The organism is Agromyces tardus, from assembly GCF_003710805.1.
GTDB lineage: Bacteria > Actinomycetota > Actinomycetes > Actinomycetales > Microbacteriaceae > Agromyces > Agromyces tardus.
On the sequence record NZ_RHHB01000004.1, the window covers coordinates 108402 to 130017 of the forward strand.

General features: G+C 73.9%; 19 protein-coding genes. 9 read left to right on the top strand and 10 right to left on the bottom strand.

Annotation, left to right across the window (positions count from 1 at the left end; all coding sequences use genetic code 11):
- Nucleotide 1 precedes the first annotated feature (1 nt).
- From cofE to fgd, 4 genes are all read left to right on the top strand, one after another.
- Nucleotides 2–793, top strand: coding sequence for a coenzyme F420-0:L-glutamate ligase (cofE, locus tag EDM22_RS04565; protein WP_122935879.1), 792 nt, complete (start codon nt 2–4; stop codon nt 791–793).
- A gap of 67 nt (nt 794–860) precedes the next feature.
- Complete coding sequence (locus EDM22_RS04570; protein WP_245989190.1) at nt 861–1859, top strand: TIGR03557 family F420-dependent LLM class oxidoreductase; 999 nt, start codon at nt 861–863, stop codon at nt 1857–1859.
- Entirely contained in the window at nt 1856–2584 is a 729-nt protein-coding gene (gene cofC / locus EDM22_RS04575; RefSeq protein WP_122935880.1) for a 2-phospho-L-lactate guanylyltransferase, read from the top strand. Before EDM22_RS04570 ends, cofC begins: the two co-directional genes overlap by 4 nt.
- Complete coding sequence (gene fgd, locus EDM22_RS04580) at nt 2581–3624, top strand: glucose-6-phosphate dehydrogenase (coenzyme-F420) (protein WP_212591889.1); 1044 nt, start codon at nt 2581–2583, stop codon at nt 3622–3624. Before cofC ends, fgd begins: the two co-directional genes overlap by 4 nt.
- 151 nt (nt 3625–3775) lie before the next feature.
- Here the strand turns inward: fgd and ggt are convergent, their stop codons facing one another.
- The gene (gene ggt, locus EDM22_RS04585; RefSeq protein ID WP_122935881.1) at nt 3776–5662 is read right to left on the bottom strand and encodes a gamma-glutamyltransferase; all 1887 of its coding nucleotides are present in this window, start codon (nt 5660–5662) and stop codon (nt 3776–3778) included.
- Between the two features lie 170 nt (nt 5663–5832).
- Here ggt and EDM22_RS04590 point away from each other — a divergent pair, with 170 nt between their 5' ends.
- Genes EDM22_RS04590 through EDM22_RS04600 form a run of 3 tightly spaced genes read left to right on the top strand, consistent with a single transcriptional unit; the run spans nt 5833 to nt 9254 of the window.
- Entirely contained in the window at nt 5833–7176 is a 1344-nt protein-coding gene (locus EDM22_RS04590; protein ID WP_122935882.1) for a LolA family protein, read from the top strand.
- 10 nt (nt 7177–7186) lie between these two features.
- A complete protein-coding gene (locus tag EDM22_RS04595) occupies nt 7187–8212 on the top strand; it encodes an ABC transporter ATP-binding protein (RefSeq protein ID WP_122935883.1) in 1026 nt (341 codons plus the stop codon).
- Entirely contained in the window at nt 8199–9254 is a 1056-nt protein-coding gene (locus tag EDM22_RS04600; RefSeq protein WP_122935884.1) for an ABC transporter permease, read from the top strand. Before EDM22_RS04595 ends, EDM22_RS04600 begins: the two co-directional genes overlap by 14 nt.
- Before the next feature lie 119 nt (nt 9255–9373).
- Here the strand turns inward: EDM22_RS04600 and EDM22_RS04605 are convergent, their stop codons facing one another.
- The 9 genes from EDM22_RS04605 to EDM22_RS04645 form a co-directional block, all read right to left on the bottom strand.
- Nucleotides 9374–9943, bottom strand: coding sequence for a class I SAM-dependent methyltransferase (locus tag EDM22_RS04605; RefSeq protein ID WP_170964016.1), 570 nt, complete (start codon nt 9941–9943; stop codon nt 9374–9376).
- Nucleotides 9940–10494 carry a GNAT family N-acetyltransferase gene (locus EDM22_RS04610; RefSeq protein ID WP_245989192.1) on the bottom strand — a complete coding sequence of 185 codons (555 nt, stop codon included), beginning with the start codon at nt 10492–10494 and terminating at the stop codon, nt 9940–9942. Before EDM22_RS04610 ends, EDM22_RS04605 begins: the two co-directional genes overlap by 4 nt.
- A gap of 31 nt (nt 10495–10525) precedes the next feature.
- Complete coding sequence (locus EDM22_RS04615; RefSeq protein WP_122935887.1) at nt 10526–11047, bottom strand: hypothetical protein; 522 nt, start codon at nt 11045–11047, stop codon at nt 10526–10528.
- 143 nt (nt 11048–11190) lie between these two features.
- On the bottom strand, nt 11191–12129 hold the full coding sequence (locus EDM22_RS04620) for an ATP-binding cassette domain-containing protein (RefSeq protein ID WP_245989193.1): 939 nt from the start codon (nt 12127–12129) through the stop codon (nt 11191–11193).
- Nucleotides 12126–13370 carry a putative F420-0 ABC transporter permease subunit gene (locus EDM22_RS04625; protein ID WP_122935888.1) on the bottom strand — a complete coding sequence of 415 codons (1245 nt, stop codon included), beginning with the start codon at nt 13368–13370 and terminating at the stop codon, nt 12126–12128. Before EDM22_RS04625 ends, EDM22_RS04620 begins: the two co-directional genes overlap by 4 nt.
- Complete coding sequence (locus EDM22_RS04630; RefSeq protein WP_245989195.1) at nt 13370–14362, bottom strand: putative F420-0 ABC transporter substrate-binding protein; 993 nt, start codon at nt 14360–14362, stop codon at nt 13370–13372. Before EDM22_RS04630 ends, EDM22_RS04625 begins: the two co-directional genes overlap by 1 nt.
- Before the next feature lie 188 nt (nt 14363–14550).
- Nucleotides 14551–15672: a 2-phospho-L-lactate transferase gene (gene cofD, locus EDM22_RS04635; RefSeq protein WP_122935890.1), complete on the bottom strand. Its 1122-nt coding sequence runs from the start codon at nt 15670–15672 to the stop codon at nt 14551–14553.
- A gap of 232 nt (nt 15673–15904) precedes the next feature.
- Entirely contained in the window at nt 15905–17296 is a 1392-nt protein-coding gene (locus EDM22_RS04640; RefSeq protein ID WP_170964017.1) for an HNH endonuclease signature motif containing protein, read from the bottom strand.
- Between the two features lie 295 nt (nt 17297–17591).
- Entirely contained in the window at nt 17592–18590 is a 999-nt protein-coding gene (locus EDM22_RS04645) for a zinc-dependent alcohol dehydrogenase family protein (RefSeq protein WP_342768497.1), read from the bottom strand.
- Between the two features lie 237 nt (nt 18591–18827).
- On the opposite strand from EDM22_RS04645, the gene EDM22_RS04650 reads away from it, so the two are divergent.
- Together EDM22_RS04650 and EDM22_RS04655 are read left to right on the top strand one after the other, a co-directional pair.
- Complete coding sequence (locus EDM22_RS04650; RefSeq protein WP_342768498.1) at nt 18828–20180, top strand: phosphoribosyltransferase family protein; 1353 nt, start codon at nt 18828–18830, stop codon at nt 20178–20180.
- Nucleotides 20177–21499 (top strand): erythromycin esterase family protein, encoded by a 1323-nt coding sequence (locus EDM22_RS04655; protein WP_122935893.1) that lies wholly within the window; start codon nt 20177–20179, stop codon nt 21497–21499. Before EDM22_RS04650 ends, EDM22_RS04655 begins: the two co-directional genes overlap by 4 nt.
- Nucleotides 21500–21616: the final 117 nt, after the last annotated feature.

Consider the following 21616-nt stretch of genomic DNA (forward strand, 5'->3'; position numbering starts at 1 on the left):
CGTGAGGTTCAGCATCGAGGGCGTCGCGGGCATCCCCGAAGTGGTCGAGGGGAGCGACCTCGCGGCGCTCATCGCCGATGCGATCGACGCGGCCGGTGCGCCGCTCGAGCACGGCGACATCCTCGTGGTCACGTCGAAGGTCGTGTCGAAGGCCGAGGGGCGGTCCGTGCGGGCCGACGACCGCGAGCAGGCGATCACCGACGAGACGGTGCGGGTCGTCGCGACCCGCGAGAACCCGGGCGGGGCCACCACGCGCATCGTCGAGAACCGGCTCGGCATCATCGGCGCCGCGGCCGGGGTCGACGCGTCCAACGCACCCGAGGGCACGGTGCTGCTGCTGCCGCTCGATCCGGATGCCTCGGCGCGGGCGCTCGCGGCCGGCATCCGCTCGCGCACCGGGGCCGACGTGGGCGTGATCGTCTCCGACACGCTCGGACGCCCGTGGCGCGAGGGCCAGACCGACATCGCGATCGGCGCGGCCGGAGTGCACGTCTTCGACGACCTGCGCGGACAGGCGGATGCCGCGGGCAAGCCGCTCGCCGTCACGATGCCGTGCGTGGCCGACGAGCTCGCCGGCGCAGCCGAGCTCGTGAAGGGCAAGGCCGCGGGCGTGCCCGTCGCGATCGTGCGCGGACTGGGGCGCTTCGTCGGCGACCTCGACCTGCCCGGGGCGCGCTCGATCGTGCGCCCGGCCGACCGCGACATGTTCCGCCAGGGCGCCGACGAGGCGTACGAGGAGGGCTACCGCGCGGGCTTCGAGGAGGCGCAGGTCGAGGACTCCTCGCCGTCCTGACTCCGCCGAGCGGCCGCCCGGCCGGCCCGCCGGCCGGACCCGGCGCAGGAAGGGGCAGGATGGAGGGGTGTCAGCCCACATCGGCTATGCCGCGATGCTCGAGCAGTTCCCCCCGTCGGACGCGGTCGGGTTCGCGGCGCTCGCGGAGCGGCACGGCTTCTCGGGGGTGATGGCGACCGACCACTTCCAGCCGTGGGTGCCGCGTCAGGGTCAGTCGTCGCACGTCTGGAGCGTGCTCGGCGCGATCGGCGAGCGCACCCGCGGCGACTTCGGCCCGGGCGCCACGACCCCGACCTTCCGCACGCATCCGGCCGTGGTGGCGCAGGCGAGCGCGACGCTCGCCGCCATGCACCCGGGGCGGCACTGGCTCGGCATCGGCTCGGGCGAGGCGCTCAACGAGCACATCGTGGGGCAGTACTGGCCCGAGGCGCCCGAGCGCATCAACCGCATGTTCGAGGCGATCGACGTGATCCGCAAGCTCTTCACGGCGTCGCTCGCGGGCCGCGACGTGCGGCACGCGGGGCCGAACTTCAAGCTCGAGTCCACCCGGCTCTGGACGATGCCGGCGAAGGCGCCCGAGATCCTCGTCGCGACGGCCGGTCCCGTCACGGCCCGACGGGCGGGCGCCGTCGCCGACGGCCTCATCACCACGAGCGGGCCCATCGAGCGGATCGAGGCGCTGCTCGCGCGCTTCCGCGAGGGCGCGCGCGAGTCCGGCCGCGATGCCACGCGGATGCCGAAGGTGCTGCAGCTGCACCTCTCGTGGGCGGCCACCGACGAGGAGGCGATGCGCAACGCCCTCCTCGAGTGGCCCATCGGGGGGATGCGCTTCGGGCGCAGCGACATCCGCTCGCCCTTCGAGTTCGAGCAGCTCGCGCGCACGGTGCGCCCCGAGGACTTCACGGGCAGCATGGTCGTCTCGGCCGACCCCGAGCGGCACCGCGCCGAGATCCAGCGCCACCTCGACCTCGGCTTCGACCGCATCTACCTGCACAACGTGGGCCGCAACCAGGCCGACTGGATCGAGGCCTTCGGCCGCGAGGTGCTCCCGGGGCTGCGCGCGTGAGCGGGCGAGCGGATGCCGCGCCGGGCGGCTGGGCGGTCGTGATCCCCGTGAAGGCGCTCGCCGCAGCCAAGTCGCGCCTCGCGCCGACCGTGTCGCCGACCGCGCGGCTCGCGCTCGCTCGGGCCTTCGCGCTCGACACGATCGACGCCGCCCGTGCGGCGCGCTCGGTCGGCCGCATCGTCGTGGTCACCGGCGAGGTCGAGCTCGGTGCGCACCTGCCCGCGGGCGTGGAGCTGCTGCCGGAGACGCCCGGGGCGGGGCTCGGCTCGGCGATCGAGCTCGGGGTCGCCTCCGTGCGCGTCGGAGGAGACGGGGCCGTCGCCGTGCTGCTCGGGGACCTGCCCGCGGTGCGGGCGCACGAGCTCGACGCGGCGCTCGAGGCCGCGGCGCGGCATCCGCTCGCCTTCGTACGCGACGCCGACGGCTCGGGCACCACCCTCGCGACCGCCCGCACGGGCGAGCCCTTCGCTCCCGCGTTCGGCGACGGCTCGGCGGGGCGTCACGCGACCGCCGGGTTCGCCGACCTCGTCGTGGTCGAGCCGGGCGCGATCTCTGCGGGCCTGCGTCGAGACGTCGACACCGTCGAGGCGCTCGAGGGCGCCCTGCAGGCCGGTGTCGGGCCGCACACGGCCGAGGCGGTCGCCGCGCTCGCCGACGGGCCCCTGCCGCACGCGCCGGCATCCCACGTACCGATCACCGACCCCCACAGAAAGGGACCATCGTGACCCTCACCCTCGGATACAAGGCCAGCGCCGAGCAGTTCGACCCCCGCGAGCTCGTCGAGATCTCCGTCGCCGCGGAGGCGCACGGCATGGAGTCCGTGTGGACGAGCGACCACTTCCAGCCGTGGCGGCACACGGGCGGCCACGCGCCGTTCTCGCTCACCTGGATGGCCGCGGTCGGCGAGCGCACCTCCACGATCCGCATCGGCACGAGCGTCATGACGCCCACGTTCCGGTACAACCCGGCGGTGCTCGCGCAGGCGTTCGCGAGCCTCGGATGCCTCTACCCCGACCGGGTCATCGCCGGCTTCGGCACCGGCGAGGCGCTCAACGAGGTGGCCACCGGGTTCCGCGGCCCGGGCGAGCAGGACTGGCCGGAGTTCCGCGAGCGGTTCGCGCGGCTGCGCGAGTCGGTGCGGCTCATGCGCGCGCTGTGGAGCGGCGAGCGGGTGAACTTCGAGGGCGAGTACTACTCGACCCACGACGCATCCATCTACGACCGCCCCGAGGGCGGCGTGCCGATCTACATCGCCGCCGGCGGCCCCACGGTCGCGAAGTACGCGGGCCGCGCGGGCGACGGCTTCATCTGCACCTCGGGCAAGGGCGCCGAGCTCTACGTCGAGCAGCTGCTCCCCGCCGTGCGGGAGGGCGCCGCAGCGGGCGACCGCTCGTACGATGCGCTCGATCGCATGATCGAGGTCAAGCTGTCGTACGAGGAGACCGAGGAGGCCGCCCTCGACAACTGCCGCTTCTGGTCGCCGCTCTCGCTCTCCAAGGAGCAGAAGCACGACATCACCGACCCCGTCGAGATGGAGCAGGCGGCCGACGCCCTGCCGATCGAGGAGATCGCCGGTCGCTGGATCGTGGGCACCGACCCCGACAAGGTCGTCGACGAGATCGGGCAGTACGTCGACTGGGGCTTCAACCACCTCGTGTTCCACGCACCGGGGAACGACCAGCGGCGCTTCCTCGAGCTCTTCGAGCGCGACCTCGCGCCGCGGCTGCGGGCGCGGGCGACCCGCATCGCTCCGGCGGTCGAGTAGCGCGGCTGCTCCCGCCGGACGGGTCTCGATGCGGCCTCCGGCCTCCTCGACCGGCGGTGTCGTCGGTCGAGGAGCGCGGAGCGCGTATCGAGATCCGGGCCGGGCGGGTCTCGGTGCGGCCTTCGGCCTCCTCGACCGGCGGGCGGCGTCGTCAGTCCGCCGGCTCGACCACGACTCCCGTGCCCCCGCCCCTGCGCACCGGCTCCGCCGCCGCGATCATGAGGCCATCGGGAGCGACCTCGATCGCGGCTGCCGCGCCGATCTCGCCGGCCAGCGTGCCCGGCGCGTTCGGACCGCCGACCTGCGAGAGGAACTGGGCGAAGGGCGCGAGGTCGTCGGCGTAGGCGGCGATGAACTCGGCCTCGGCTGGGGTCGGTGCATTGTTGGCCGTATTGCGCTGCGATGCCCGCGGCGCAGCAACGGCTTCGGGCAGCGTCATCCCGAGGTCGATCCGATTCAGCAGGATCTGCACGACGGTCGTGATGATGGTGGCGCCGCCCGGTGAGCCGACGACGTACCGGACCTCGCCCCCGTCGAGCACGATCGTCGGCGACATCGAGGAGCGCGGACGCTTGCCGGCCTCGAGGCAATTGGGGTCGGTGCCGGAGCAGGTCAGGCTGAAGTCGGTCAGCTCGTTGTTGAGCAGGAAGCCACGGCCGGGCACGGTCATGCCCGACCCGCCGGTCTGCTCGATCGTGAGCGTGTAGGCGACGGCGTTGCCCCACCGGTCCACGACCGACAGGTGCGTGGTGGAGAGCCCCTCCGTGTCGGCGGGCGCAACCGCCGCGGCGGCCGCCTCGCAGCCGGTGGCGGCCAGGTCGCCGGCGGCGACCGGCTTCGTCGCGGCGAGGTCGGGATCGATCTCGCACGCCCGTGCGTCGGCGAACTCCTGGCTGAGCAGCGTCTGCGTCGGCACGTCCGCGAACGCGGGGTCGCCGACGTAGGCGTTCCGGTCGGCGAACGCGTGGGCCGTGGCCTCGAAGTAGAGGTGGAGGCTCTGCCCGACGTCCTCGGGCGAGAGGCCGAAGTCCTCGAGGATGTTGAGCGACTCGCCCACCGTCGTGCCGCCCGACGACGACGGGGCCATCCCGTAGACGTCGAGGCCGCGGTACTCGACGTGCGTCGGATCCTGCTGGAGCACTTCGTAGTCTGCGAGGTCGTCCGCCGTCATGAAGCCGGCCGGAGCGGGATACGTGGTGCTGCCGAGTGCATCGGGGTCCTGCACGATCGCGGCGATGTCGTCGGCGATCGGGCCACCGTAGAACTCGTCGGTGCCGAAGAGCGCGATCTGCCGCAGCGTCTTCGCGAGGTCGAGGTTGCGGAACGTCGATCCGACCTGGGGTGCGTCGCCGTTCGGCAGGAACAGCTCGGCGGTCTCGGGGAACACCGAGAACCGCGCCTCGTTGTCGAGGGTCTGCTGGCGGAACGTCTCGTCCACCCGGAATCCCCGCGTGGCGAGCAGGATCGAGGGCTGCAAGACATCCCGCAGCGATTCGGTGCCGAACTCGTCGAGTGCGGCCTCCCACGTGGCCAACGTGCCGGGCACGCCGACGGAGCGGCCGGACGAGACGAGTTGCTGGAACGTCCACCCGTCGAAGGCGGTGCTCGGCATCGCCGCAGGCGCCGTCTCGCGACCGTCGATCGTCGTGACCTCGCCGGTGGCTGCGTCGAAGTACACGAAGTAGCCTCCGCCGCCGATGCCGGAGCTGTAGGGCTCGGTCACGCCGAGTGCCGCCGCCGTGGCGACCGCTGCATCCGCCGCGTTTCCGCCGTCGCGGAGCACCTCGAGGCCGATGCGGCTCGCCTCGGCGTCGACCGAGGCCACGGCGCCGCCGTATCCGGTCGACGTCGACGGCGCCGGCGGCGCAGGCCGCCCGGCAGCGACGCTCGATCCCGGTGCGGCGGCGATCGTGTGCGCGGACGCCGGCGCAGCCGCAGCGACGGCCCCGAGCGCGAGCGCTGCAGCGACCCCGAGTGCAGTGCGGCGCAGCGCCGTGCGACGGAGCGCGGAGCGGTGACGACGTACGACGTTGGACATGGTTCCCCCCCGAACTGGGTACAACGGCTCGATCCCCACACGGTAGACCCGGCGGGCTCCAGCGGCAACCCGTCGGCCGGGCTCCGCGCACGACCGAGCCGGAGCGTCGGCATCCTGAGCGTTCTCCCCGGATCGGACCCGAGGTGCACGAGCGGGCGTAGCCTGAATCCATGAGCCCACGCACCCCCGGGCCGACTCGACGCTCCGTCCGCATCCTCATCCCCGCCATCGGCGTGCCCGTGGCCGTCGCGTTGGCGGTGATCGTGCCGATGCAGGCGAACGCCGCCGTCGACCTGCCCGACAAGACCGTCGAGCAGCTCCTGCAGTTCGCGCGGTCGAGCGACGTCTCCGCGCTCAGCGGCACGATCGAGCAGCGGTCCGAGCTCGGGCTGCCCGACCTCTCGGGGCTCACGGGCGCGGGCGGTGCCATGGGAGGCTCGTCGAGCGGCGGCGGTACGGGTGGCACGGATGCCGCGGCCTCGGCCGGGCTCGACGAACTGCTCGCGCTCGCCACCGGCAGCTACGACGCGCGTGTGTACCTCGACGGCGAGCACGCTCGTCTGCAGGTGCTCGACCGCATGGCCGAGCGCAACGTGTACCTCAGCCCGACCGAGGCCTGGTACGTCGACTCCGAGACGCAGGCCGCGACCCACCTGACGCTGCCCGAGGGCACCGACGTCGAGCAGCTCAAGGCCGACGCGCAGGCCGAGGCCCAGCGACTCGCCGACGAGGCGAAGGCCGAGGCCGAGGCGCGACTGCCCGACGGCCAGTCGCTGCCCACGCCGCAGGAGGTGCTCGACCAGGCGCTCGCCCGGCTCGACGAGACCACCGCGGTGTCGGTCGGCACCGACGGTCGTGTGGCCGGCCGCGAGGCGTACGAGCTCGTGCTCGAACCGCGCACGTCGGACACGCTCGTGGGCGAGATCCGGGTCGCGATCGACGGCGAGAACGGTGCGGCCCTCGCCGCGTCGATCACGGCCCGCGGCGCGAGCGACCCGGCGTACTCGATCGGCTACAGCGAGGTGTCGTTCCAAGCTCCGGATGCCTCGGTGTTCGCGTTCGAGCCCGCCGACGGCATGACCGTGACCGAGCAGGTCGCGCCGATCTCCACCGCCGACGAGATCGCGCAGTGGAAGGCCGACGCCCAGGCGAAGGCCGACGCGGCCGAGGGTGCGACCGTCCCCGACGTCCCGCAGCCGATCGTGCACGGCGAGGGCTGGACCACGGTCGTCGAGCTCGACGCGCAGGCGGCGATGGCGGCGCTCGGCGAGCAGGCCGCCGCCGAGGGCGACAGCACGGGCTCGGGCGAGGGCTCGGGCTCGGGCGACGCTGCGGCATCCGCAGAGCAGGCCGCCGAGGCATCCGCGATGCTCGAGACGCTGACGCAACCGGTCGACGGCGGCCGGGTGCTGCAGACCTCGCTGCTCACGGTGCTCTTCACCGACGACGGCCGGGTGTTCGCGGGCTCGGTGCCCGTCGCGACCCTGCTCGACGTCGCCACGGCGGGAAGCTGACGGGCGCCCGGTGAGCGCCGCCGTCGACTCGGCCGACCTCGCGATCGAGACGCACGGGCTCACCAAGCGCTTCCGCACGCAGGTCGCCGTCGACGGCATCGACCTCGCCGTGCCCCGGGGCGCGGTGTACGGATTCCTCGGGCCGAACGGCTCGGGCAAGACCACGACGATCCGGATGCTGCTCGGCCTCGTCGGCGCGACCGCCGGATCGGCGCGCGTGCTCGGCGACGAGATGCCGCGCCGCCTCGACGCGGTGCTGCCGCGGGTCGGCGCGCTCGTGGAGGGGCCGGCGTTCTCGCCCTACCTCTCGGGGGAGCAGAACCTGCGCCGCTTCGACGCCGCCGACCGGCACGCGCCGAGCCGTACCCGCGACGCCCGGGTCGCCGCGGCGCTCGACCGCGTGGGGCTCTCGCACGCGGCCCGCAAGAAGGCGCACGCCTACTCGCTCGGCATGAAGCAGCGCCTCGGACTCGCGAACGCGCTACTCATGCCCCGGGAGCTCCTCGTGCTCGATGAGCCCACGAACGGACTCGACCCGCAGGGCACGCGCGAGGTGCGCGCCCTCGTGCGCTCGCTCGCGGCCGACGGCACGACCGTGTTCGTGTCGAGCCACCTGCTCGCCGAGGTCGAGCAGCTCTGCACGCACGTGGGGGTCATGAGCGCCGGGCGGCTCGTGACGCAGGGCACGCTCGAGGAGTTCCGCAGCACGGGCGAGGAGCGCGTGGAGGTGCTGACGGCCGACCCGGGGGCGGCGCGGGCGGTGCTCGTGCGGCTGGGGCTCGTCGTCGATGGGGTTGCCGGCACGGCGGGTCTCGAGACGCTTCTTGCGTCGGCTCCTCGACCCGCGCAGGGGGCGGGGGCGGATGACGCGGCGCTCGTCACCGCTCGCCTGTCCGGGGACTCGCCCGCACCCGACGCGATCGTCGCGGCACTCGTGCGCGACGGCGTGCGCGTGCGCGGATTCGCGGTGCGTCGCACGAGCCTCGAGCAGCGCTTCGTCGAGCTCACGGGGGAGGGGTTCGATGTCGTCGCCTGAGCCCGACCCGGCCGCCGGTCGAGTAGTCGACGGCGCGTCGGGACCTCCCGCCGGTCGAGTAGCCGACGAAGGAGGCGTATCGAGACCTTCCGCCGGTCGAGTAGCCGACGAAGGAGGCGTATCGAGACCCGGGAGCTCGGACGGTGCGGGTCTCGATACGGCTGCTGCGCTGCCTACTCGACCGGCGGGGGCTGCGCTGCCTCCCCGACCGGCGGCGGGCGGCGGCGGCGGCACGCTGTCCCTCCTCGGCTCCGAGGTCGTCACGCTGTTCCGCCGCTGGCGCACGTGGGCGATGCTCGGCGCGCTCGCGCTCATCCCGATCCTCATCGCGATCGCGATCCGGGTGTCGGGCGGCGCCTCCGCGGGCCGCGGGCCTGCGTTCCTCGACCAGATCACCGGCAACGGGCTGTTCGTGGGCATGACGGCGCTCGTCGTCGCGACGCCGCTCTTCCTCCCCCTCACGATCGGCGTCGTCGCGGGCGACTCGATCGCCGGCGAGGCCAGCCTGGGCACGCTGCGCTACCTGCTCGTGGCCCCGGCGGGACGCATCCGCCTGCTCGTCGTGAAGTACGTCGTCGCGGCCGTGTTCTGCGCTGCCGCGGCGCTCACCGTGGTGGTCGTCGGCTCGCTCATCGGCTGGGCGCTGTTCCCGATCGGCCCCGTGACGACGCTGTCTGGCGGGCAGCTCACCGTCGGCGAGGGCCTGCTGCGGTTCCTCGCGATCGGCGCGTACGTGACGGTGTCGATGCTCGGCCTGTCGGCGATCGGGCTCTTCCTCTCGACGATGACCACGGTTCCGGTCGGGGCCATGGCGGCCACGGCGATCATCGCGGTCGCGGCCCAGATCGCGGGCGCGCTGCCCCAGCTGGAGTGGCTGCATCCGTGGCTCTTCACCGACCGCTGGCTCGACTTCGCCGACCTGCTGCGCTCGCCGCCGCTGTGGGATTCGTTCGGCGCCAACGCGCTGCTGCAGTTCGCCTACATCGTCGTCTTCGGCGCGCTCGCTGCCCTGCGCTTCACCACGAAGGACGTGCTGTCCTGAATCGCCGGTCACGACAGGTCGCAGCTACGGCCCGTTTCCCACGCTGAAGCGACATCTTCTGCGACCTGTGTTCGCCGTGTAGGAGCAGGGGGCGCGGTGGGGCGAGCGGATGCCGCGGCTCAGCGTGCCGGCGCGGGCGCGGTGGTGCGCGTGGCCAGCACGGCGGATCCGTGCTCCGACGCGAGCCGCGTCCGCACCTCGAACCAGGGCGTCGTGGCGATCGCGGCAGCGACCCCGTCGAGGTGTCCCGCATCGGCGAGCGGCACGGGGCCGATCCCGTAGGCGAGCAGCATGCGGCCACCGGCCCGGAGCACCCGCGCGAGCGCGGCGAGTTCCGGCGTGGCATCCGTCGTCCAGAAGACGTTCACGTTCACGCTGAGCGCGGCGTCGAACGGACCCAGGTCGGGGTCCAGCGCGGCGAGGCTCGACGCGCGCACGTCCACGACGCCACGGTGGACGGCGGATGCCGCGCGCGCACGGATGCGCGCCACCGCCGTGGCGGAGCGGTCGATCGCGACCACGGCGGGGCGGGGCGCGGATGCGGCATCCGCACCGCCGAGTGCCGCGAGCACGAGCTCGACCGACACCCCCGTGCCCGACCCGATGTCGAGCACGCGCTCGCCGCGACGGGGATCGAGCACCTCGACCGCCCAGCGCACCCGCCCGGGGACGGCGTCTGTCGGGCTCACTCGCGCAGCCCCACCGCGTCGTGCGCCCAGAACGGCCACGCGTAGACGAGGGTCCCGGTCATCCACGGCTCGTAGGCGGGGAGGAGGAACACCTGGAACGCGGCCTCGGGGATCCGCAGCGACGGCCGCCGGAACCCGACTTCACCCGCCGGCCGGAACCCGAGCCGTGCGTAGTAGCCGGGGTCGCCCTCGAGCACGACGAACGGGGCGCCCGCCGCCTCGGCCGCCTCCAGCGCTCGGCGCACGAGCGCGCCGCCGAGGCCGGCGCCCTGCCGAGCCGGTGCCACGGCGAGCGGACTCAGGACGGGCGCGTCGATGAGGCGCTCGGCCGTGTCGAGCAGGCTCGAGCTCACCAGCACATGGCCCACGACCTCGCCGCCGGCCTCGGCGACGAACGCGGAGCCGCCGCGCTCGGGAATCGTGGGCCGCAGGTCGTCGACGATCGCGTTGACCACGTGGCCGTGCTCGCCGAACGCCGCGAGGTGCAGCGCGCGCACGGCCACGGCGTCGCTGGGTCGCTCAGGGCGGATGGTGGCAGGGTCGACGTGCACCCACCCAGTATCGCGGCGCACGGCGGCACGGTCAGCTCGTCGTGGCATCCGATGCGCGCCGTTCACCGAAGTTCGGCGGCAGCTTGCAGTAGTCGTAGAAGAACCGGGTGGGCGCCGACTCGTCGGTGACGTCGACGTTGACGTTCACGCCGATGTGCGGCAGTTCGTCGCCCGCGAGCGTCCACACCGAGAAGTGCCAGATGCCACGTACCGCGTCGTTGAGCAGGCGGAGGCCGTCGACGACCAGCACGGTGTCTGCCCGCTCGGCACCCGCGAGCGTGCCCGCGCGGAAGGGCTCGACGGTGTCCCGGCGCAGCGTGGCCTCGTCGACGTCGCCGGTCGAGACGCGCGTGACGGATTGGCCCCGCTCGGCGAGCACCGCGGCGAAGTCGTCGGCGAAGCGCGCCGCGTGCTCCGGGGAGGCGCCCTCGACGGCGACGAGCCGCCGGCCGACGCGCGAGTTGTGCAGGAACTCGTCGGCGATCCACTCGAGGAGGGCCTGTCGTTCGGCGCCCGGCCCGCTCGGCTCGTTCGGCTCGTTCGGCTCACTCATGCGGTCAACGCTACGCCCGGTCGAACGGGGCTGGGGAGGGTGGTCTCGATACGGCCTGCGGCCTACTCGACCGGCGGCCCTCGTCGATCGAGAAGCGCGTAGCGCGTATCGAGATCCTGGGTGGTCTCGATACGGCCTGCGGCCTACTCGACCGGTGCTGGGGCGGGGGGAGCGGCGTCCGCGGTCACCTCGGAGAACGCGATGAGCGGGCGCCCGCTCCTGGGGTGCTCGAGCACGGATGCCTCGACGCCCCACACCTCGCGGATGAGCTCCGTCGTGAGCACCTCCCCCGGCGCGCCGGCGGCGACCACCCGGCCCGCGGCGAGCACCACCACGTGGTCGGCGTAGCCCGCGGCGAGCGACAGGTCGTGCAGGGCCGCGAGCACCGTGATGCCGTCGTCGGCGAGCCGGCGCAGGAGCGCGAGCATCGTGAGCTGCGCGTGGATGTCGAGGTGGTTCGTCGGCTCGTCGAGCAGCAGCAGTTCGGGCTCCTGCGCAAGTGCGCGGGCGAGGTTCACGCGCTGGCGCTCGCCGCCCGAGAGCTCATCGTAGGGGCGGTCGGCGAACTCCGCCGCTCCCGCCGCCACGAGGCTGCGCGCCACGACCGCGCGGTCGTGAGCGCTCGCGGACGCCCACGCCGACTGGTGGGGGATGCGTCCGAGGGCGACCACGTCGTCGACGCGGAGTCCCTGCGCGCCGTGCACTTCCTGCTCGGCGAGGGCGATGCGCCGCGCACGGTCGCGACGGCGCAGCGCGGCGAGGTCGTCGTCGCCGAGCGCGAGCGCACCGGCATCCGCTCGCTCGACACCTGCGACGAGGTGCAGCAGCGTGCTCTTGCCCGCTCCGTTCGGGCCGAGGAGCGCACCGACGGCCCCGCGCGGCACGGTGATGTCGACGTCGTCGACGATGAGGCGCGATGCGCGGCTGAAGCGCACGCGCGAGCCGCGCAGCCCCCCGAGCGCGCCGGAACCGGTCGGGTCATCGCTCCGGGCCGTGCCGAAGCCGCCGGAATCCGTGGCGACGCCGCCGCCGGAACCCGTGGCGCCGACGCCGCCGGCACGCACGCGGACCTCGCCGCTCACGACAGCCTCCGGTTCCGGAGCATGAGCGCCGCGAACACCGGGCCGCCGACGAGCGCCGTGAGGATGCCGACCGGCAGCTCCCGCGGGTCGAACAGCGTGCGCGCTCCCGTGTCGACCCACACGAGGAAGAGCGCGCCCGCGAGCGCCGAGAGCGGCAGCAGCGCCCGGTGCCGCGTGCCGACGACCAGACGCACCGCGTGCGGCAGGATGAGACCGACGAACCCGATGGCGCCACTCACGGCGACGAGCGCGCCCGTGAGGAGCGCTGTGGCGATGAGCAGCAGCGTGCGGGTGCGCGTGACGTGCACGCCCAGGGCGGATGCCGCGGCGTCACCGAACGCGAAGGCATCGAGCGTGCGCCCCGTCGCGATGAGCGGCACGCCGACGACGAGGAGCGCGCCGCCCGCGAGTGCGGCCGACGCCCAGTCGGCGCCCGAGAGCGACCCGAGCAACCAGTTGAGGATCTCCCGGTAGCTGTCGTTCGTGGCGCTCCAGAAGATCACGAGGCTCGTGACCGCGCCGAACACCGCCGAGACCGCAAGACCGGCGAGCACCGTCGTCGTGGGGCTCAGGCCGCCAGCGGCTCGGGCCAGGCCGAACGTCACGGCGAGTGCCGCGAGCGCGCCCGCGAACGCCGCGAGCGGCAGCGCCACGGCGATGCCGAGCACGAGCACGAGCACCGCCCCGACCGATGCGCCCGACGAGAGTCCGAGCAGGTACGGGTCGGCGAGCGGGTTGCGTGTGAGCGCCTGCATGACGACGCCGCAGATCGCGAGTCCCGCGCCGACGGCGGCGGCGGTGAGCACGCGCGGCATCCGCAACTCCCACACGATGCCGTCGCGCAGCGGCGAGAGGGTCGGCTCGCCGAGTCCGAGGTGCGCGAGCACGCTCGCGAACACGTCGGCGGGGGCGAGTCCGGCCGGCCCGATCGTCACGGCCACGACGACGGATGCCGCGAGCAGCACCGCGAGCAGCACGCCCGCGGTGACCGCGGTCGCCGTGCGGCGCGGCCCCGGCGCGGGCCGAGGAGGATTCCCCGCGCCGCCCTGTGCGGGTCGAGGAGGGCGCCCCGCGCGCGTGTCGAGACCCCGAGACGCCGCGCCGTCGGTCTCGATACGCGGCTCCGCCGCTCCTCGACCGGCGACGGGCGGCTCCGGCGCCACTCGACCGGCGACGGGCGGCTCCGGCGCCACTCGACCGGCGGCTTCCGGTGCCGCCCCTCGACCCGCGATGCCCGTCATCAGAGCGCCTGCAACTGCTCCACGATCGAGGCGACGGCGTCGACGTTGCGCACGCCGGCCTCGGTCGACGGGAAGTCGACGATCACGTACCGGTGCTGCTGCACCGCGGGCAGCGCTGCGGTCGCGGCGTTCGCCTCGAGCGCGGCGATCTTCGCGTCGGCGGTGTTCCACGGCGCGTCGACGAGCACGATAACGTCGGGGTTCGCCTCGACGACGGCCTCCCACGAGAGCGACGTCCAGGTGTCGTGCACATCGGCGACGACGTTCTCGAGCCCCGCGGCATCCATGATCATCTGCGGTGCGCCGATGCCGGCGCCCACGAACGGCTGGTCGTCGCCCGAGGAGTACCAGAGCGCGGTGAGGCCATCGTCGTTCGGCTCGATCGCATCGAGGGCGGCGCGCTGCTTCGCGACGAGGGCGGCCGCGGCATCCGGAACGTCGAAGATCGCACCGGCCTGCTCGAACTCGCCGAACACCTCGTCGAAGGTCAGGGGGTCGGGCATGTAGCCCTCCTCCTTGCACGCGGCGGGCGCGACGTAGGTGTCCACGCCGAGCTTGTCGAGGGTGGCGCGGTCGCCGGCGCCCTCGGCCGTGAGGTTCGACTCCCAGCCCGCGAACACGAGGTCGGGCTCGGCGGCGAGCGTGACCTCCTGCGACGGCACCTTGTCGCTCAGCACCTCGAGGCCGTCGGCCGCGTCGGCGTACGCGTCGGGCACGGGTCCGTCGCTGAAGGCGGTGCCCACGACGCGGTCGCCGAGGCCGAGCGCGAGCAGCAGCTCGAGGGTCGACGACTTGATGGTCACGACGCGTTCGGGCGCGCGGTCGAAGGTCACCTCGGTGCCGCAGTTGTCGATGGTCAGGGGGTACGCGGATGCCGCGGCGCCCGCGGTCGCATCGGCGGCGTCGGTGCCGGCTCCGGCCGTGGCGGTCTGCGCGCACCCGGCGAGCAGGACGGTGACGGCGACCCCGGCGAGCAGGGATGCAGTGCGCATCGCGGGTGCGCGGCGGACGGCGCGGCGGCGTGAGCGGGGGGACGATGACGTGGGCATGGATTCTCCGGGAGGCAGGCGTGAGGGGCAACCGATCGCATCGGTGACACGCAGCCCAATCCCGGGCCGTCACGACCGGTCAAGACAGACCGGCGGTCAGCGCAATCTTAACCAACCTGCCGACGTGACCGCTAGCGCTCGTCGCGGATGCGCGCCGCGAGGTCGATCGCCGCGCCGGCGAGGGCGGCGGAGGTATCGAGGTCGCGCATCCACAGCGGCACGGATGTCGCGTGCAGTCCGGCCTCCTCGAGCGAGGGCAGCGCCGCGGCATCCGTCTCGTCGACGAGCCAGCCGTCGAGCAGGCCCCCGCCTGCTGCGCCCTGCGCTGGACGACGGGAGCCGTAGTGCAGGCCGACGGCCGCGGCATCCGTCTCGACGCCGATCGTGTGGAGGCAGGCGTCGGCCATGCCCCGCACGACCGAGCCGCCGATGATGGGGGAGACGCCGACGATCGGCGCCCGGGTCGTCGCGAGTGCCTCGCGGATGCCGGGCACGCCCAGGATGGTGCCGATCGACACGACCGGGTTCGACGGGGCGAACAGCACCACGTCGGCGTCGGCGATCGCCTCGGCGACCCCCGGTGCGGGACGGGCGTCGGCGAGATTGCGCTGCGAGAACGCGCGGGCGGTGATGCCGGCGCGGAAGCGCGTCCACCACTCCTGGAAGTGCAGTTCGGCGCGGCCGTCGACCGCGGGGTCGGCGGGGTCGACCTGAACCCAGGTGTCGACCTCGGTGTCGGTCGCGGGGATGAGCCGCACGCCGAGCGGCCAGCGCCGTTGCAGGCGCTCGGCGACGTCGCTGGGCCGCAGGCCGTCGCGCAGCCACGAGGTGCGGGCGAGGTGCGTGCCGAGGTCGAGGTCTCCGAGGGTGAACCACGGCCAGCCGACGCCCCACTCGCGCAGCTCGGCGGACACCCGCTCGCTCTCGCCGGCGCGTCCCCATCCGCGCTCGGTGTCGTTGACGCCCGCGAGCGAGTAGAGCAACGAGTCGAAGTCGGGCATGAGCCGCACGCCCGCGAGCCAGAGGTCGTCGCCCGTGTTGACGACGACGGTGATGTCGGCGGATGTCGCGGGGCCGTTGGTGCCGGTGCTGCCGATGCCGGTGCTGGCGATGCCGGCTGTGTGCGTGTCGCCGCCGCTCCCGCCGTCGGTCGGTCCACTGCCCGTGGCCGGCCAACGCCGCGCACACTCCTCGCGAACGCCGCGCACGAAGCGCGCCCCTCCGACTCCGCCCGCGAGCACCGTGATCCGCACCCTGCCACGCTACCCGCCAAGCACCGACCGCTACCCGCCGACTGCTACCCGCACCCACCTCTCCCCCTGTCTGCAGACCGTTACCTGCATCGACCAGCACCCGCACTTGCGGCCACCCGCACCTGCACCGGCCCCGCACGTGCACCCAGCCCCAGCCGGGCGCTCAGCGCATACCTCCTACCCGCGCAGCGGATCGCACACCGACGTGGGCGACTGCCCCGGCGGCATCCGCTCACGCTGCCACGCCCACGGAACCCAGCTCGAAGCGCGCGCGGCCCCCGAGCTTCGGCACACGCTCCGGATCGATATGCGGAGGCGGGATGAACCACACCTTCCCCTGCGCGATCCGGATCTGCCAGCCCTCGCGATGCACCGTGTGGTGGCAGAAGCTGCAGAGCATCACTCCGTTCGCGAGGTCGGTCGGGCCGGCGTCGCGCTCCCACCAGTCGATGTGGTGGGCCTCGACGTAGCCGATGTTCTGACCGCACGACGAACAGCCGCCGTCGCGCTCGGCGAGCGCCAGTCGTTGCGCCCGCGTGAAGAGTCGTGCGGCGCGTCCGAGGTCGAGCGGAAGGCTGCCGCCGCCGAAGACCGCCGGGATGAGCTCGGCGTCGGCCGCCATTCGTCGCGCCGTCGCCGCCGAGATCGGCTGGTCGATGCCGTCGATGCGGGCGTGGCCGAGACCGTCGACGAGCGCCTCGAGGCTCATGCGCACCACGACGGTGGTCTTCGCGAGCGGCGCGGGAGACTCGCTGCAGCCGAGCGAGTGACGGGCGAGCGCTGCGAGCGCATCGGCCTGGATCTGCGGAATCGATCGGGTGTCGACGATCACGGGCCCGCCGTCACCCGATGTGCCCTCGCGGCGACGCAGCGCATCGCTCACGAGTGCCTCCACCGCTGCCTTCACGGGTGCGGCGCTCTCGGGGTCGAGGCGAGCGTGCAGGTGCAGCATGCCGCTGCCGTCTTCGCGCATCGTGAGCGAGCGATCCTGCCGGAGAGCCTCTTCACGGGGCTCGACCCCGTCGTGATCGAGTCGCGCCTCGGCCTCGCGGACCCCTCGTAGGAGGAGGTCGAGCGAAACCTGCGCGGCGAGCCCGACAAGCGCCGCCTCCGTCAGGTCGGCCAGTTCTGCGTCGGCCCGCATCGCCACGCGGTCGAGCATCGAGGTGATCGCGGATGCGGCCTCGAGGCAGATGTCGGCAGAGGCGAGCGCTGCTGCGACGTGCGGATGTCGCGACGGCAGCGCCTCGCCGCCGAAGGTGCGGCGCTCCGCGGTGGCGGCACCCACTGCGAGGAGCTTCGCGGCCTCGCTCCGGGAGCCGCCGGTTGCCGCGGCGAGGAGCCGGACCGGGTTCTGGAAGCCATGCGACTTCGCGAGGCTTGCCTCGCCGAGCTCGGGGCCCGAGCGCTTCGCCACCTCTGCTGCCACGCGGGCCAGAAGGGCATCGGTATCGCGCCGCACCCGAACGAGCACGTCGGTGACACGCATGAGGCCGGCGTCGCCCATCTGCTCGACCTCGGCTTGCGTCGAACCGGCGATCGCTCCGAACGCCGGCATTGCAGCGGCCCACGCCGTGCGAAGTGCCGCGACGTCTCGCTCGAGCTGGCGGAGGGTCTCTTCCATGCTCCGAGTCTGCACCCACCCACTGACATTCGCGCGTCGAAAAACGGCTTCTGACCAGGGAATACCCTGTGTGAACGCAGCCTCCACGTGCTCCTGTGGAGGACAAGTGGAGCGGGCCGGGGCCGGGGCTGGGGAATGCGGTTGGGCAATGCGGGCAGGGCGGGGCGTATCGAACGGGCGATCTGGTCGGGGTTCGGGGGGAGGACGTGAGATCAGGACGTCAGAGGCCGAGGAGCCGGACATCCGGGGAGCCGGCGAGAGCGCGGTCGCGGTTCGACGACTCAGGCGCCGCCCCTCACCCCTCGCGCGTGAGCACCAGCGATCCGGATGCCGCACCCGAGCGCAGCGCGTCGACCGCCTCGTCGGCCCGCTCGAACGGGTACCGCGTGACCTCGGGCGAGATCGAGAGTGCGCGCGCCAGCCGCAGGAAGGCGTCGCCGTCGGCGCGGGTGTTGGCCGTCACCGTGCGCAGGTCGCGCTCGCGGAACAGGTGCGCGTCGTAGGTCATCGCGGGGATGTCGCTCATGTGGATGCCGGCGAGCACCACCGTGCCGCCCTGCACCGTCGACGCGAGGGCGAGCGGCACGAGCTCGCCGGCCGGCGCGAACACGATCGCGGCGTCGTGCTCGACGGGGGGCACGCCGTGCTCGTCGCCCACGAAGTCGGCGCCCAGCTGCCGGGCGAGGGCTCGATTGCCCTCGCCGCGGGTCATCGCCGACACCGACGCGCCCTGCGCCATCGCGAGCAGTGCCGTGAGGTGCGCACTCGACCCGAAGCCGTAGAGGCCGAGTCGCCCGCCGGCAGGCAGGTTCGCGCGGCTCAGTGCCCGATAGCCGATGATGCCCGCGCAGAGCAGCGGCGCCACGGCGACGGGGTCGGTGTCGGCCGGGAGCGGGTAGGCGAACGCCTCCGCGACGACCGCGACGTCGGCGTAGCCGCCGTCGGCGTCCCACCCGGTGAACCGCGCGTCGGGGCAGAGGTTCTCACGGCCCGACCGGCACCACGGGCACGCGCCGCACGTCGAGCGCAGCCAGGCGATGCCCACGAGGTCGCCGACGCGCGTTCGCGCCACCCCGGGTCCGACGGCCGTGACGCGACCGACCACCTGATGGCCCGGCACGACCGGTGAGGCGTGGCGCTCGAGCTCGCCGTCGATGACGTGCAGGTCGGTCCGGCAGACCCCGCACGCGAGCACCTCGACGAGCAGCTCGCCGGCGCCCGGCTCCGGCGTCGGTACACGCGCCGCATCGAGCCGCCCGTCGCCGCGCGTCGTCCAGGCCGACATGAGAGGCATCTGCGCTCCGTTCGATGCGGTTCCCGGGCCGGGCCCGGCGGGGGCCCGGTGGCTGGGGGAGGACGAGGGTGTGAGTCCGGGTGGGGGGTGCGTGTTCGCAACGCGCTGCAGTCGCCGCCCGCGCACACCCCAACGCCCACACTGCCCCGGATGCCGCCCGCATGCGGGGCCGAAGGTCACACGTTCGGGGGACCAACGGCACTCACCGTCGTGCCGACCCCCGCGCACACTGGAACGGTGTTCGCCGACCGCATGGACGCCGCGACCCACCTCTTGGACCGCGTCGCAGCGCTGCGCACCGACGACGCGATCGTGCTCGGGCTCCCCCGCGGCGGCGTGCCCGTCGCCGCCGTGGTGGCCGAGGGTCTCGGCCTGCCCCTCGACGTGATCGTCGTGCGCAAGCTCGGCCTGCCGTTCCAGCCCGAGGTGGCGATGGGCGCGATCGGCGAGGGCGGCGCGCGCCTCGTCGACGAGGACCTCGTGCGCCGGGCCCGCGTGACGCCGTCGCAGTTCGCCGAGGTGGAACGCCGCGAGCGGGCGACCCTCGAACGACGCGTGGAGCAGTTGCGCCGCGGCCGCCCGCCGCGTGCGCTCGCGGGCCGCACGGCGGTCATCGTCGACGATGGCCTCGCGACCGGCTCGACCGCCGAGGTCGCCTGCCGGGTCGCCCGTTCGCTCGGCGCGCGGCGGGTCGTGGTGGCCGCCCCGATCGGTCCGGCGGATGTCGCGGCGCGCGTGCCGTCGGCGGACGAGGTGGTGTGCCTGCTGCAGCCGCGGTGGTTCCAGGCCGTCGGCGAGGCGTACCGGGACTTCGCGCCGACGAGCGACGAGGAGGTCATCCTGCTGCTCGACGCTGCCCACCGTCGTGAGCGCGGGGCGTCGTCGCGCACCCTCGCGCAGGTGCGGCACACCCAGGTCGCCGTGCCGCACGAGGGCCTCCGCCTCGCGGCCGACCTCAGCGTCCCCGAGTCGCCCGCCGGGTTCGTCGTCTTCGCGCACGGAAGCGGCAGCAGCCGGCACAGCCCGCGCAACCGGCTCGTCGCCGAGACCCTGCAGCGCGTGGGGCTCGGCACGCTGCTCCTCGACCTCCTGCTCGTCGAGGAGGAGTCCGATCGCGCCAACGTGTTCGACATCCCGCTGCTCGCGCGGCGGCTCGTGTCGGCGGTGGCGTGGCTCGGTGCTCGCGACGAGGCATCCGGCCTGCCCGTCGGCTACTTCGGGGCGAGCACGGGCGCCGGCGCCGCGCTCTGGGCGGCCGCCGAGCCCAGCGCCCGGATCGGCGCGGTGGTCTCCCGTGGGGGCCGCCCCGACCTCGCCGGGCCGCGGCTCGGCGACGTGCGCGCGCCGACCCTCCTGATCGTCGGCGGCGACGACCTGGTCGTGCTCGACCTCAACCGCCAGGCGCTCGCGCAGCTGCGGTGCGAGGCCGACCTCGTGATCGTGCCCGGTGCCACGCACCTGTTCGAGGAGCCCGGCACGCTCGCCGAGGCGGCGATCCACGCCCGCGACTGGTTCCTGCGCCACCTGGCCGCCGGTGCAACAGCCGGCGCCCCCGGCGGGCCCGACGACGAGACCGGAGTCCGCCCATGATCGAGGATCCGCTCGGCGTGCTCCTGCAGGCCGCGGCCGACGAGATCCGGTCGCTCGCACGGCCGCTCGCGTCATCCGCCGATCTGACCCCGCTCGTCGAGCGGGTGGGGGACGCGCGGTTCGTGGCCCTCGGCGAGGCGTCGCACGGCACCCACGAGTACTACCGCTGGCGGGCCGAGGTGAGCAAGCGGCTCATCGTGGAGCGCGGGTTCACGTGGATCGGCGTCGAGGGCGACTGGCCCGACTGCTGGCGCATCGACCGCTGGGTGCGCGGCCTCGACGACCGCGAGCTCGATGCCGCGGGCGTGCTCGCACGCTTCGATCGCTGGCCCACGTGGATGTGGGCGAACCGCGAGGTCGCCGACTTCCTCGACTGGCTGCACGCCCACAACGAGAAGCTGCCCGAGCCCGAGCGGGTGGGCTTCTACGGCCTCGACGTGTACTCGCTGTGGGAATCGCTGCAGGAGATCCTCACGTGGCTCGGCGAGCACGCGGTCGACTCGCTGCCCGCCGCGCTCGAGGCGTGGCAGTGCTTCCTGCCGTTCCACGAGGATCCGCACCGCTACGCGTGGAGCACCCGGCTGGTGCCCGAGGACTGCGAGGACGACGTCGTCGACCTCCTCGTCGAGGTGCGGCGCCGTGCGCGTCCCACCGACCGGCGCGACGACGAGGAGTTCGACGTGCTGCAGAACGCCGAGGTGGTCGCGGCGGCCGAGCGCTACTACCGCATCATGGTGCGCGGCGACCGGGAGTCGTGGAACATCCGCGACATCCACATGGCCGACACCGTCGACCGGCTGGCCGCGCACCAGGGGCCGGCGTCGAAGGGACTCATCTGGGCGCACAACACCCACGTCGGCGACGCCCGCGCCACCGACATGGCCGCGGGCGGTCTCGTGAACATCGGCGAGCTGCTGCGCCGCAGGCACGGTGCCCGAGACGTCGTGCTCGTCGGCTTCGCGGGGTTCGGCGGCACGGTGATCGCGGCCGATGCCTGGGGCGACCCCGACCGCGTCATGCAGGTGCCCGTCGCGCGCGTGCCCACCCACGAGCGGCTCCTGCACCAGACGCTCGGCGCGCCCGCACTGCTCGTGTTCGGCGCCGACCGCTCGGGGCCGTGGCTCTCGTCGCGGCTCGGCCACCGGGCGATCGGCGTCGTGTACGCGCCCGAGCGCGAGCACGGCAACTTCGTGCCCACCGTCATGGGCCGCCGCTACGACGCGCTGCTCTGGTGCGAGCGCACGACCGCCCTCAGGCCCCTGCACCGCGAGGCGCGTGCGGCTGAGCCCGAGTTCGAGACCGAGCCCACGGGGTTCTGAGCGAGCGGATGCGGCGCGCCCGCCGGGCGCCGCGCGCCAGCAGCGCACGCCCCAGCGGTGCCCGCGCCCGCGGAACCGCGCCCGCGGACCCCGTCCGCCGATCCGGCGTAGCGTTGC